Source organism: Corynebacterium poyangense (assembly GCF_014522205.1).
Lineage (GTDB): Bacteria > Actinomycetota > Actinomycetes > Mycobacteriales > Mycobacteriaceae > Corynebacterium > Corynebacterium poyangense.
The window spans coordinates 584,992-598,288 of the sequence record NZ_CP046884.1 but is presented as its reverse complement, the minus strand read 5'-3'; the positions used below and the strand labels follow the sequence as shown (position 1 = coordinate 598,288).

General features: G+C 52.4%; 12 protein-coding genes. 4 read left to right on the top strand and 8 right to left on the bottom strand.

Annotation, left to right across the window (positions count from 1 at the left end):
• Positions 1-9: 9 nt before the first annotated feature.
• Positions 10-486 carry a tRNA (cytidine(34)-2'-O)-methyltransferase gene (locus GP475_RS02865; RefSeq protein ID WP_187975155.1) on the top strand — a complete coding sequence of 159 codons (477 nt, stop codon included), beginning with the start codon at positions 10-12 and terminating at the stop codon, positions 484-486.
• A gap of 10 nt (positions 487-496) precedes the next feature.
• Here GP475_RS02865 and GP475_RS02860 read toward each other — a convergent pair whose 3' ends face one another.
• The 7 genes from GP475_RS02860 to GP475_RS02830 all read right to left on the bottom strand — a co-directional run bounded on the left by GP475_RS02860 (position 497) and on the right by GP475_RS02830 (position 9,597).
• A complete protein-coding gene (locus GP475_RS02860) occupies positions 497-1,159 on the bottom strand; it encodes a metal-dependent transcriptional regulator (RefSeq protein WP_187975154.1) in 663 nt (220 codons plus the stop codon).
• 16 nt (positions 1,160-1,175) lie between these two features.
• Positions 1,176-2,003, bottom strand: a complete 828-nt coding sequence (locus GP475_RS02855) for a metal ABC transporter permease (RefSeq protein ID WP_223144676.1) — start codon at positions 2,001-2,003, stop codon at positions 1,176-1,178.
• Positions 2,004-2,018: 15 nt separating this feature from the next.
• Positions 2,019-2,816, bottom strand: a complete 798-nt coding sequence (locus GP475_RS02850; protein WP_394367423.1) for a metal ABC transporter permease — start codon at positions 2,814-2,816, stop codon at positions 2,019-2,021.
• Positions 2,817-2,907: 91 nt separating this feature from the next.
• Positions 2,908-3,633, bottom strand: a complete 726-nt coding sequence (locus GP475_RS02845; RefSeq protein WP_187975151.1) for a metal ABC transporter ATP-binding protein — start codon at positions 3,631-3,633, stop codon at positions 2,908-2,910.
• Positions 3,626-4,816: a metal ABC transporter substrate-binding protein gene (locus tag GP475_RS02840; RefSeq protein WP_187975150.1), complete on the bottom strand. Its 1,191-nt coding sequence runs from the start codon at positions 4,814-4,816 to the stop codon at positions 3,626-3,628. Before GP475_RS02840 ends, GP475_RS02845 begins: the two co-directional genes overlap by 8 nt.
• Positions 4,817-4,961: 145 nt before the next feature.
• Positions 4,962-6,359, bottom strand: a complete 1,398-nt coding sequence (locus tag GP475_RS02835; protein ID WP_187975149.1) for a GntP family permease — start codon at positions 6,357-6,359, stop codon at positions 4,962-4,964.
• 103 nt (positions 6,360-6,462) lie between these two features.
• Positions 6,463-9,597: an error-prone DNA polymerase gene (locus tag GP475_RS02830; RefSeq protein WP_187975148.1), complete on the bottom strand. Its 3,135-nt coding sequence runs from the start codon at positions 9,595-9,597 to the stop codon at positions 6,463-6,465.
• 168 nt (positions 9,598-9,765) lie between these two features.
• On the opposite strand from GP475_RS02830, the gene GP475_RS02825 reads away from it, so the two are divergent.
• The 3 genes from GP475_RS02825 to GP475_RS02815 are packed head-to-tail and all read left to right on the top strand — an operon-like array spanning position 9,766 to position 12,379.
• Positions 9,766-10,635, top strand: a complete 870-nt coding sequence (locus GP475_RS02825; protein WP_187975147.1) for a MetQ/NlpA family ABC transporter substrate-binding protein — start codon at positions 9,766-9,768, stop codon at positions 10,633-10,635.
• Positions 10,636-10,655: 20 nt separating this feature from the next.
• The gene (locus GP475_RS02820; RefSeq protein ID WP_187975146.1) at positions 10,656-11,705 is read left to right on the top strand and encodes a methionine ABC transporter ATP-binding protein; all 1,050 of its coding nucleotides are present in this window, start codon (positions 10,656-10,658) and stop codon (positions 11,703-11,705) included.
• Entirely contained in the window at positions 11,702-12,379 is a 678-nt protein-coding gene (locus tag GP475_RS02815; RefSeq protein WP_187975145.1) for a methionine ABC transporter permease, read from the top strand. The genes GP475_RS02820 and GP475_RS02815 overlap by 4 nt, the downstream gene beginning before the upstream one ends.
• Here the strand turns inward: GP475_RS02815 and GP475_RS02810 are convergent.
• On the bottom strand, positions 12,376-13,284 hold the full coding sequence (locus tag GP475_RS02810; RefSeq protein ID WP_187975144.1) for a sucrase ferredoxin: 909 nt from the start codon (positions 13,282-13,284) through the stop codon (positions 12,376-12,378). The two genes, GP475_RS02815 and GP475_RS02810, sit on opposite strands and share 4 nt — an antisense overlap.
• Positions 13,285-13,297: the final 13 nt, after the last annotated feature.

Here is a 13,297-nt window from a genome sequence, read left to right as displayed (position 1 = left end):
ACTAAGACCGTGACTGCTGAGATTCTTCACGTAATTTTCGATAACCCAGTCATCCCGCCGAACACCGGCAATGCCATTAGGATGTGCGCGGGGACCGGAGCACACCTGCACCTAGTAGAACCCTTGGGGTTTGTGCTTAGTGACAAGCACCTTCGCCGCGCCGGGCTTGATTATCACGACCTAGCCCATGTCACTGTCCACCCAGACTTAGACACGTGCTTTTCCGCGATCCCCCACTCCCGCGTATTTGCCTTCACCACCCAAGCTCCTACTTGGCACACCACCATTAGCTACCAACCTGGAGATGCGTTACTTTTTGGTACTGAGCCCACCGGCCTACCAGCCTCACATCTAGCACACCCCAGAATTACTCAAGAGCTCAGAATCCCTATGCTGCCTGGACGACGCTCCATGAACCTCTCCAACTCAGCAGCAGTAGCGACGTATGAGGCGTGGCGTCAACTAGGGTTTAGCGGCGGCCAGTAAGTCCCTAGAATCAGCGGCTGATAAAAATATCGTTCAAGCCAGATTCGGCTACCGGCACAGTCTCTGCGCCAACCTGAAGCATCATCAAACCTGCCGTCGGGCCAGATACCACCTGAATCTCGGCGCCGGGAACAATGGCGTGGTCTGCGAGATAACGAAGAAGTTCAGGATCATGATCGGCAATACGCTCCACAGTCACTGTCTCCCCCGCTGCCACCGTGTTGAGGTTTTCCGTCACTATCTCCCCTAAACTGCCATCTTCCTGCGGGATGGGATCCCCGTGAGGGTCTTTTGTGGGGTGTCCCAAGTAACTATCAATCCGGGATAGCAGTCGATCAGTAATCCCATGCTCCAAAATATCGGCTTCGTCATGCACTTCATCCCAGGTGTAACCCAACACAGTGACCAGGAATGTCTCCAAAAGACGATGCCGACGAACCATGGCGAGGGCAAGTTCTTGGCCGCGTTCCGTTAAGGTGATCCCCGCGTACCGTTCATGGTTGACCATCCCACTTTCTGATAGGCGTTTAATCGCTTCAGAAGCCGTGGAATTCTTTTGCTCTAAACGGCTTGCTACCGCGCCCAACGTAGCCGGCTTTCCAGTTTCCTCACACATACTCCAAATAGTTTTGAGATAGTCCTGTGTTTTATCCGGAAGGTCGGTAACGTGCATAGTTGCTAGCATAGCCTTAGTTTCTCTGTCTCTTCGCGAGGAGGAGACAAAAGAGATAGAAAATCCCAGCTATGACGGCGATGGTGCCGCCGGCGGACAAATCCATAACAACTGCAAGAGCTAAACCGCTGACCCCAATTCCCGCCCCCGCCAATGGAGCGGTGATCAACAACATACGAGCAGATGCACACAAGGGAAGCAAACCGGCAGCGGGAGCCACTAATAAAGCGATGGACAGAATAGTTCCCACCGCAGGGATGACGGCAACCGAGGTCAAACATATCAGAGATAAAATCATGCTTTCTGCGCGCGCCGAACGGTGCCCTGCCGCACGGAAACCACCTGGATCAAAACAATGGAAAATCAGGAATTTCCCGTGCACAGCCACCACGAGCACCGCCCCACTAAGCACGGCACTTGCTACGCCAAGGTCCATAAGATTGGCGTTGAGCAGTGATCCAGCTAAGAAGTTCTCAATTTTTAAAGGTAAGGGCTTAAACCAGGTGCTAAGGAAATAGCCTAAGGCAAATCCCAAGGTCAAAACGGTCCCAGCTGCTGATTGTGCAGATATCCCTGGAACTATAGCGAGCCGGTGCATTAACCAGCTCAAGGGAACACACATTGCTAAGGCCCCGATCATCAAGGTCAGAGACAGCCCGTGGTGCCCTAGCTCAAAGAAAGTATTACCCACAACGACGCCGAGAACTGCGCCGGGAAATGTGCCGTGTGTAATGGATTCACTAAAAAAGACTCGTCTATTCAGCACAGCGAAAACCCCGACGAGGCCAGAGAGCACACCCACCACAGTAATTTCCAAGACGGGAAGAACAAGAATGTTCACCATGAGAGGTTCCATCAGTTAAGTGATCACCTCCTGCTTTAGCCGGTGGAAGAAATACACCACGGCGTAGAGAAGACAGAGGGACAGTGCCACCGAAGCCTGCGGCGAGATGGGGTGGGAAAGATGAAGGGACATGAGGCCTAAGCCCAGCCAGCCCCCGAGAACCCCCAGGGTGACGGATCCTAGGACCATGGTCGCTACCGTGGAACACATCAACCTCGCTGCTGCCCCTGGGATAATGATATAGCCAATCACTAAGAGCACACCGATAGCTGAGGACGCTGCCACCACCACCGCTGCGATAGCGGTATTCCTCAGGCTGTCAATAACGGCTGCATGAAGGCCAGCTGATTGAGCTCCCCATCGATCAAAAGCAAAGAATATTTGTTGTCTCCACGACACCACAACAATAACCACGGCCAGGAGACAAACCAGGACGGCTTGGAAAAGACGCTCATCATTGATGTCAAGAAGGCGACCAAACATCAGGGCTTCCAATTGCCCGGACATGTCTTTATGTCGTAGAGAAATCACCATGCCAAGGGCGTAAAAGGAGGTGAGTATGATGGCTGTTCCAGACTCCGTATTGTGGTGTCGGCTGATTATGCTGAGAGCCACCACAACCGCGATAGCTGCTATTGCTGCACCGGGGATAATGGCATCAACCCCACCCCAGAGCGAACCCACTACAATTCCGGGGAATATGCCGTGAACTGTGGCTTCTGCGTGAAATTCCGCTGATCGAAGATTGACAAGTACCCCAACTATCCCACCGACTACGCCTAAGACTGCCAGCATTGTTGCTGCGCGAAACATATAGGGAGCGCCGCTTAACACTGCTGTGCCGGGAAAGAAGTGGAGACTGTGGCGAAGCTGTTCGAGGCTTTGGCCGAAGACTCGGACCATTTCATCCCACATATGTCCTCCCGTAGGCCTGTCGAAACACTTCATCAGCCAGGACGGCTTTGGTGGGGCCCCAAGCAAGTTGGCGTCCGGCAAGTAAAACCGTGGATTCGCATACTTCCTCTGCCAACACCATGTCATGGGTAGAAACGACGACAGCAACCCCCTCCTGTTTCAGGGAGCGAAGTGTATCTACTAGGGCTCTTCTATTGGGGCCGTCGAGCCCATTGAAGGGTTCATCTAACAAAATCAAGTCAGCGTGGGCAACGATAGATCGAGCCAACAGCGCCCGCTGTCTTTGCCCACCGGAGAGGTGCCCAAAACGATGAGTTGCTCGATCTGCAAGATCTACCCTGGACAATGCCTCAGTGACTCGCTGACGGTGACCCTTCCTCAACCGCCCTAGCCATCCGAGTTCCGCATAGAGCCCCATCTCAACAACCTGGTGCACCCGCACGGGGAAGGATAAGTCAAGGTCAGCGCTTTGCGGTACGGATCCGATTCTTCCCGCTGGCACCTTGTTAACCGGCTTGCCCAGCACTCGGATGTGGCCGTGGGTACAACGCACGGTTCCTAAAATGCTCCGCAGAAGAGTTGTTTTTCCAGCACCATTAGGCCCTATCAACGCCAGTGCCTGACCGGGGTCCACGCTCAAGGTGATTCCGGTCAGCACCGGGGAGCGTCCGTAGCTTAGGTCCACGTCATCAAAAAGCAGTGCAGGGCTAGACAAGGACGTGCTCCGGGGAGTCGTCGCGAAGTTGTGCGGGAATGTCCGCAGGTTTACCACCCCACGCGGTTACTAAGTTAACAACATTGTGGAGCTGGGAGCCAATATAGGTGCGACCGTCGGAGTCTGCTGGGCCGAGCGAGTCCCCATAAAGTGCGTCCTCGCCGATGATGGCTCGAACCCCGGCAGCTCTGGCTACAGATTCCACCGACTTCGAATTATTAGAGTTTTCCGCGAACAGGGTTTTGGCTCCGGAATCTTTAACGCTCTGAGCAGCCTGGGCAATGTGCTCAGCGGTGGCATCTTGCTGGCCAGAAAAATCAGAAAGAGCAGCACCGATGAAATTGATGCCATATTCTCGAGAGAAGTATCCGAAGGCATCATGCGAGGTGAAAAGGGTGCGGTTTTTCTCTGGAACGCTGTTAAGAGACTCTCGAGCCCAGCTGTCTAAGGCCTGAAGTCTCCTGAGATACTGATCTACCTGGTTGCGGATAGTGTCTGCCGAGTCCGGGGCGGCAGCTGTCATTGCTGCACCGATGTTGCGGACCTGAATCATGGCGTTACGCGGCGAAGTCCACACATGAGGGTCAAAGACGAAAGCCGATCCGTCTTTTTCGTCGCCTTCTGGCGGGAAGGGCCACTTTTCTAGAGCAACTTTTTCTGCCCCGTCCTCAACAATAAAAGGAAACTCGGCGCTCTTATTCTGCGCACCGTGAGGATCTGTCTTTTCCTCTGACGTCCGCAACCCAGAGGTAGCCACCATTTTTCCGGTGAATCCGGAGGATTCTACCGCGGAATCAAGGAAGTGTTCCAGATCTACCCCGTTGATAAAGAAAAGGTCCGCCCGAGACAAAGCGTTCATCTGCTGAGGCGTCATCTCATGCTCGTGAGCTGTGGCATTGGGAGCAAGCAGACAGGTCAGATCTACTTCTGCCGGATGCGCGCCGTTGGCGTCACTAGCGCCAAGGTCGACGGACGTGCCCTGCGAATCCGTTCGATGAAGCTGTATTTCGCTTTGTTCTGATCCCAGAATTTGCGTTATGTAGTCACAGATCTGGGTTGTGCTTGCCACGATGTTCAGGTTCTTTGAATCCCCCTGATCTACCCCTTCCGTGGCACATGCGCCGAGGGCACTGACCCCACACAAAGCGACTCCAGCTAAGGCCAGAGTTTTCTTTTTTAGCACTGATTTCTCCTTTGATATTCCACCGTGTTACAAGAGATTGAATTGAAAAACAGGTGCAATAATAACATGAAATTCGGTTAGATGAACAATTATTCTTCAAGTACCCGAAATTATGAGATCAAAGGATGAAACCAGTGTTGAACTGCTAGGCAACCACCCCAGCGAGAGCAAAGATGAGAACTGAGAAAATGAATCCCACCACAGCGATCAGCGTTTGGTTGACGGTCCAGGTTTTTAAAGTGGTGGCAGTATCCATCCCCATGAGGCGACCAACCAGCCAGAATCCCGAGTCATTGACATGGCTAGCAATAACCGACCCAGCGGCAGTAGCCACCACAATCACGGCAATTTGAAGGTCATTAAACCCACTGTTAATCACGGCTGGAGCCATTAATGCAGCAGCAGTCGTCAGAGCAACGGTGGCAGACCCCTGAGCAACCCTAAGTACCGCAGCTACGATGAAACATCCCACAATGACCGGCAGATGCAGTGAGGACATGGAATCCGACAAAGCATCTCCGATACCTGAAGTTCTCAGCACACCGCCAAACATTCCGCCGGCTCCCGTAATCAACACCACCGAGCAAATTGGACCCAGCGCCCCTTCAACGGTGCGCTCCACAGCGCTGCGTTTTTCTCCTCGCCGAGTGCCGAGTAACCATAGCGCCACAAGCGTGGTAATGAGGAGAGCTATTGACGTCGAGCCAAGGAAAGTTAAGACACGAGGAAGAAGAGAATCAGAGTTTACAAATCCCGCGCTGGCAGCCATGTTCATTCCCGTGTTGCCAAAAATCAGCAGCATCGGAATAAGAATGACGAAGATTACCGCACCCGCGCCGGCTGGATTTTTTATGTCCTCGGTGTTTTCTGGCCCCCCGGAGAGAATATCTGGTACTGGAAGGTGAAATTTTCTTCCCAGAAATAGACCCAATAGGTAGCCGGTGAGGTACCAGGTCGGCAGCGCAATAATGAGGCCGACGAGCAGGACCATTCCCACATTGGCGTGGTAGTATTCGCTGGCTGCAATGGGGCCTGGATGAGGTGGAACAAACACATGCATCACGGAGAATGCGCCTGCGGCTGGGATCCCGTAGGCCAGCACTGAGCCTTTCATGCGTCGGGCCACTGCGAAAATCACTGGCAGCATTACTACCAGACCCGCGTCAAAGAAAATGGGGAATCCCACAATGAGAGAGGCAAGCCCTAAGGCAAAGGGAGCCCGATTTTCACCAAAAATATCGATCATTTTCTCGGCGAGTGATTTTGCCCCACCGGAGGTTTCCACCAGCCTTCCCAGCATTGCCCCCAGGCCGACCAGGAGCGCCACATTAGCTAGGGTGCTGCCGAAGCCTTCCGTCATTGTTGGCACAATTTTCGCAACCGGTATTCCGGTTGCCAGGGCAGTTGCTGCCGACACCACTATGAGGGTGAGGAAGGCGTGCAGTTTAAAAACAATGATGAGCAGCAAAATGAGGGCTACCGAACCAGCCGCTATTGCCAAAAGCGGCCCAGCCCCTAGGGTAGGTTCCCATGAAGTATCCACGCAGTCACTTCCTTTCTTCTTAGTCGCTTCTTAGATTGTCACATAGCTCATTGCGCTCAGTTGATGTGGCTGTTCTCCCTGCCCCCTATTGAGTGTGATCTAGTCATCGAAAATCCCGTGATCCCCTGCTCAAGGCTGCTGCAAACTGAAGATCACTCAACTTATCTGCCACCACCAATACCGCTCCCGTGCGGTTTTGAACCTTCCCTCTCACCACTAGCCCCCGAGAGGTTCGAGCGACTTTTTCATATCGGCGCCACAGTCCCGGCGACACCACGATATTAGCCAGCCCGGTTTCATCTTCCATCCCTAGAAAAATCACTCCAGAAGCTGTTCTGGGGCGTTGCCGATGGGTAATAATTCCAGCTACTTCCACGCTTGAACCGTCTGGGACCTGGCTAAGCGCCGCGGTACATAAAACTCCCTGTTCAGCTAGGGTTTTCCTAAGTAAAAACATGGGTTGTTCTGCTGGGGTGATACCAGTTGCGGCAATATCTGCGGCGAAAAGTTCAAAAGTACTCATCCCCGGTAGTGCTGGAGCAGGGACATCACTAAGCCCGGGGAACATTCCGTCATGCTCGGTAGCGGCCACCCCTGCTTCCCACAGAGCACGACGTCTATCCGGGACCAAGCATTCTAAGGCCCCACCTCGGGCCAAGATCTCGGTATGCTGCACCGTGAGATCAGCTCGTCGAGCTAAATCAGCAATAGAGCGAAATAGTCCATCGTTTCGGGCAGCTACTATGCGCTGGGCAACGGAGTCTGGCAGACCTTTGAGTGATGATAACCCTAACCGGATGGCCCCCTCGGGGCTATCTGCCGCTACTCCAGAATGATGGACACAGACCGGCAAGATGGGGACTCCATGGCGTCGAGCATCGGCAACTAATGACTGCGGGGAATAAAAACCCATTGGTTGTGATCGCAATAATCCCACGCAAAACTCGGCCGGATAGTGGTACTTAAACCACGCTGAAAAATACACCAATGAGGCGAAAGACTGGGCGTGGGATTCGGGGAAACCATAGGCGGCGAAAGCCAAGATTTTGTGCCATAAGGCTTCGGCGGTGTCGCCGACGATTCCACTTGTAGCGGCTAGCCCCTGGAAAAATTTTTCCCTCAGCACCGCCATCCGCGCAGTAGAACGCTGCGACCCCATAGCGCGTCGTAAAGCATCGGCCTCTGCTGCGCTAAACCCCGCTGCATCTACCGCAATATGCATAAGTTGTTCTTGGAACAGCGGCACCCCCAAAGTCTTTCTCAGAGATTTTTCTAAAACCGGGTGGTCATACGTGATTTCTTCTTCCCCTCGACGTCTCCGAAGATAGGGATGCACCGAACCTCCTTGAATAGGGCCGGGGCGAATAAGCGCAACCTCCACAACTAGATCAAAAAAGGTACGCGGTTGGAGTCGCGGCAAGGTAGCTAATTGAGCGCGAGATTCCACTTGGAAAACGCCGATGGCATCAGCGCGGCACAACATCTCATATACGGGTTCTTCGGTGAGATCTATTTCCCAAAGATTAATTTTCTGGCCACGATGGCGAGCAACTAAGTCGATCATGGCATGAAGAGCGCTAAGCATCCCTAAGCCCAGAAGATCAAATTTCACTAACCCGGCAACAGCGCAATCCTCTTTATCCCATTGCACCACGGAACGGTTCGCCATTCGAGCCCACTCGATGGGCACCACATCGGCAATGGGGCGGTCACAAATAACCATCCCTCCGGAATGTATTCCCAGGTGTCGAGGATGGCCAAGGAATTTCTCCGCGAGTTTTTCCACCTGCTCCGGCGCTTTATCGCTACGGCGTGACCAAGAATCAATAGTTCCTTGAGGATAGCCCAGCGCTCGCCCCGCATCCCGTCGCGCCCCTTTACGGCGATAACTTATCACATTCGCTACCTGAGCTGCGTTTTCTCTACCGTATCGGTGATAAACATACTGAATTACTTCTTCTCTTCTGCCGGATTCAATATCAAGATCAATGTCTGGTGGACCATCGCGCTCGGGGGATAAAAATCTTTCAAAAAGTAATTCTGCGACCATGGGTTCTACGTTCGTTATGCCTAAGGCAAAACACACCGCCGAATTTGCAGCCGATCCTCTTCCCTGGCATAAGATCCCGGAATGTCGACAAAACTGCACGATGCCATGAATGATAAGGAAGTAACCGGGGAAATTCAGTTGTTCGATTAAGGCCAATTCATAATCAATTTGGTGTTTCGCTTTGTGTGCTAAGGCGTCAGAAAATTTTCCGTAGCGCTGCTCCCACCCTTGGGCTACGAGTTCTCTTAACCAGGTCATCTCGGTATGCCCTGGAGGAACGTCCCAATTGGGTAAATTTGGAGCTAATAAGTCCAGGTCAAAGGCGCACTCCTGCGCGAGCTCAACAGTATATGACAGTAGATCAGGACGTCCGGGGAACATTCGACGCATCTGCTCGGCGGAACGTAACCACGGAGCACCCATAGGGTGAATCCGCCCTCGCGCTGCCCCTACTGATTGGTGATGAGCCAAAGAACGTTTAGCTCGGGCTAGGTCTTTATCGTGAACAGTCGCTACTGCTGGGCGAGCTGTCAAGATACCGTGGCGTGTTGGAAACTGATCTACCACGCAATGATGATCTGCATTGTCTGGAAGCATGGTGACTTCATATTCCCGAACTACAGAATTATTCCCCACTATATCGATCATCAGTTCTATATGGTGCGCCCAGTGATGATCTGCCAAAAAGACCCAGGTGTCGGCCCCTCTTTCTAAAATTTCTCCTAGCTCTGGATAGCACACTGCATCTTTATTCCTTGCTTTCATGCGAGCTTCGCTAATGAGCCGAGATAGACGCCTATACCCTTCAGGGCTGCGACACAAAATGGGTAAAATTCCTTCCTGAAGACTGAGCTCTGCCCCAAAAACCGTCGGTAATTTTAGCGCTTTGGCAGCTTCTGCAAAACGGACAGAACCATAGAATCCATCCCTGTCAAGCAGAGCTAATGCTTCTAGACCTAATTCTGCGGCACGCAGAACCATCGTTTCAGGATGAGATGCTCCGTCCTTAAAATTGAAGCTGCTGTAGGCGTGAAGCTCTGCAAAACCACCCGGCTTTGCCAACTCTAATGACTGAGGAGAAAAACCATCATCTTCTGTGATGGCAGGGACTGGTTCTGGCCCTGGCTGGCCCGATAAAATCCGTTCTAGCCGAGACCAACTTAGTGCTTCCCCACCGTGAAAATGCATAGCGATTATTCTAGTACACATGTTCGATATTTACAGCTTGGTCTACTATTAATGGGAATCAAATAGACTAAGTTGTCCGATAGTGATAATGTTCGGCTCGTTAGCAAATTCAGCGAGAGGGCATCTCTTATGAGAGTGCTCAGAAAGAAAAATAGAGGTGAATCCCCCATGTTCAAACGCGCCATGGCGGTCGGTTTAGCTGCTGCGCTCACCTTAGGAGGTTTAAGCGCTTGCTCTTCTCACAGTGATGGCTCCGAAATTAAAATCGGGACCACCGACTCCGAAAAGCAAGTGTGGAAAGTCTTAGAAGACAAAGCTGAGGAGCAAGGCATCAATATTGAGATGGTGCCATTTAATGATTACAACACCCCCAATGATGCGCTGGCTCAGGGTCAATTAGATGTCAACCTTTTCCAGCACCTTAAATTCCTCGCCACCTACAATGTTGGTTCCAATGCCAACTTGGTTCCTATTGGGGCGTCTGAGATCGTCCCGCTCGGGCTTTATTGGAAAGGCCATGACAACCTTGACGGTATCGAAGGCCAAGAAGTTGCTATCCCTAGTGACTCCTCAAACCAGGGACGAGCCATCAATGTGCTGGTCCAGGCCAAATTGATCACCCTCAAAGATTCGAACATCATTACCCCGACTCCAGCCGATATTGATAGCAAGGCCTCCAAGGTATCCGTTATTCCGGTTGACGCGGCTCAAACCACCACCGCCTATGGGGAAGGCCGCCCAGCTATTATCAACAACAACTTCCTAGATCGAGCTGGGATCGACGCCAAAGCAGCGGTGTTCAAGGATGATCCGAATTCCACCGAAGCGGAACCCTACATCAATGTTTTTGTAACTCGCCCAGATAACGCCGATAATCCACAGCTCACCAAGCTGGTAAAGATTTTCCATGATCCCGAGGTGCTGGAAGCTAATAGCCAGGATTCTCGCGGGACCAATGTGGCTGTTGACCGAGACGCCAGTGACCTCCAAGCCATCTTAAAGCGGCTGGAAGACGATGAGCGTTCTCATAAGAACTAGTAAGTAAGCAGAACGGAACTGTGACTCTTTCCACTTCACAATCACGACAGGGAACTGCTATTGAGTTCCGCCATGTCTCCAAAGTTTTCACGACCTCCGGAAAAGAAAAAACCACCGCCGTTGATGATGTCACGCTCAACGTGCAACCCGGTGAGATTCTGGGCGTCATTGGTTACTCCGGGGCTGGTAAATCTACCCTTGTTCGGTTAATTAATGGGCTAGATACCCCGACGTCCGGAGAGCTGTTGCTCGATGGAACCAATATTGTGGGACTGTCGGAACGGCAGCTACGCGCGATCCGCTCCAACATTGGAATGATTTTCCAACAGTTCAACTTATTTCAATCCCGCACCACTGCAGGAAACATTGAATACCCATTAAAACTCGCCGGAATGAAAAGTGCTGAGCGAAAACAACGGGTCACAGAGCTATTGGAATTCGTGGGACTTGCTGACCGTCATGACCACTATCCTGAGCAATTATCCGGTGGACAAAAACAACGGGTAGGCATCGCCCGCGCCTTAGCTACGAAACCAAAATTGCTCTTAGCGGATGAAGCCACCTCTGCTCTTGACCCGGAAACCACTCAGGATGTGTTGAAACTTCTCCGAGAAGTCAACCGGGAGCTAGGCATCACCATCGTCGTTATCACCCATGAAATGGAAGTGGTTCGTTCTATCGCGGATTCCGTAGCCGTCATGGAAAATGGCAAAGTCATTGAGCATGGCAGCGTCTACGAGGTCTTTTCTAACCCCAAAACCGATGTGGCTGCTCGCTTCGTCGCCACTTCGTTGCGCAATACCCCAGACCACGTAGAAACCGAGGATCTGCTAGCTCACGACGGCCGGTTATTTACCATCAACCTCACCGAAAACTCCGGATTTTTTGCCGCTGCTGCCCGCGCCCGTGAAGCAGGCGTCGAGCTTTCGATTGTGCATGGTGGGGTCACTACCCTACAGCAACGAAGCTTCGGAAAGATGACTGTCCGGCTTCATGGGCCAGAAACAGCAGTGGAGGAGTTCTACCGCAGCTTAGAGCGCAGTACTGATATTCAGGAGATCGCACGATGACCATCACTACCCTCGCCGCTGATTGGAACCGGCTAGGTGGAACATTCGCCAATGCCATCGTGGACACTCTCATCATGGTGTCCTTAGCCATGATTGTTGGCGGCCTCTTAGGCCTCGCCTTAGGTGTGTTGCTCTACACCACTCGTTCTCAAGGAATTTTGCGCAATAGCGTGGTGTACACCGTCCTTAACGTGCTGGTGAATTTTGTTCGCCCCATCCCCTTCATCATTATGATTGCCGCTTTTGGACCGTTGACCCTCATGGTGGTGGGAACCACGATTGGGCGAGAAGCCGCCACCTTCATCATGTCTATTGCAGCGACCTTTGGGGTAGCGCGAATTGTGGAACAAAACTTGGTGTCTATTGATCCCGGTGTCATTGAGGCAGCGCGAGCCATGGGGGCTGGGCCTTGGAAAATCATCACCACAGTGATCATTCCGGAGGCACTAGGGCCACTGGTACTGGGCTACACTTTCATCTTTATCGCTGTAGTCGATATGTCCGCCATGGCCGGCTACGTCGGCGGTGGAGGTCTCGGTGACTTCGCCATCACCTATGGTTATCGGGCTTTTGATTGGGAAGTCACTTACGTAGCAACTCTTACTATCATCGCCATTGTCCAGATAGCACAGCTTTTTGGTAACTGGCTATCTAAGAAAATCATGCGACGCTAGCTCTTTTTCACCATAGCTACCTCAACTGCTTCCCACACAGTCCCCTGTTTGGGCAAGGTGCCGCACGAAGCTACCACTCCATCAACGTGGCGGGAGGCTAAAGAAACCCGCCACACTCGGCCATCCCGGTGTGTTACTTGCTCTATTCCAGCAGCTGTATCCGCCGGGGTTATGAGAGTTAAATCCCCATAATGTACTTCTTCTCCGGCCTGGAGTAAAACCTCCACTACCGCCAACTCCGCAACTTGACCCGTCGGGCTATATATCCCCCGCCCCCGGTTAGCGAAAAGCGAGAAAAGACCATGGTGGGCGCGCTCGGTGATGCGTGCAGCATCAGCAATGGATAATCGGCCAAAGCTATAACCCCACGGCCATAGTAGAGCGGTCGCGGCAAAGCGGTGCCCTTTCATATGAGAGGTTTCCCAGACAATGTCTCCGCCGAATGAATCTTCTAAGGCTTGTGCAATCGGGCGACCTTTAATAGCGCAACACGCATCCCGTTTAGCGTGTGTGCAGATCAGGAAAAGTGGATGATCCACGGGATGGAACTGCGTGCAGTCCCAGGCGCTGGCAAGATCTAGATCCAGAATCTCAGCGGCATGAGAGATCGTGGTTCCTACGCACTGAGCTCGTTGATAGTCCACCACATAGACATGAAGTTCTTTGACCCGTCGCCCCTTACGGCCTGGCTTACGGATCAGCTGCAAGCCAGCCCCAGCGGATGTCACGTGCTCAGAGATCAGCGCGCTAAGTTCTACTCCAAAGGTATCTCCATCCAGCACATCGCGACTCCACCCACCAGGAAATTCCATAGCCACCACGCATCGTTCCTTTTTCCCTGTCCCCGGTAGTGGCTCTACCTGATGATCGGAGCATCGAACTGAACACTGATCTCCACATTGCATGAAACTTAGTGTA

Coding starts and splice junctions, on each gene's coding strand:
- GP475_RS02860 (WP_187975154.1), bottom strand. CDS start 1,159: ATGCACGTTACCGACCTTCCGGATAAAACACAGGACTATCTCAAAACT.
- GP475_RS02855 (WP_223144676.1), bottom strand. CDS start 2,003: ATGGTGAACATTCTTGTTCTTCCCGTCTTGGAAATTACTGTGGTGGGT.
- GP475_RS02850 (WP_394367423.1), bottom strand. CDS start 2,816: ATGTTTCGCGCAGCAACAATGCTGGCAGTCTTAGGCGTAGTCGGTGGG.
- GP475_RS02830 (WP_187975148.1), bottom strand. CDS start 9,597: ATGCATTTTCACGGTGGGGAAGCACTAAGTTGGTCTCGGCTAGAACGG.
- GP475_RS02825 (WP_187975147.1), top strand. CDS start 9,766: ATGTTCAAACGCGCCATGGCGGTCGGTTTAGCTGCTGCGCTCACCTTA.
- GP475_RS02815 (WP_187975145.1), top strand. CDS start 11,702: ATGACCATCACTACCCTCGCCGCTGATTGGAACCGGCTAGGTGGAACA.
- GP475_RS02810 (WP_187975144.1), bottom strand. CDS start 13,284: ATGCAATGTGGAGATCAGTGTTCAGTTCGATGCTCCGATCATCAGGTA.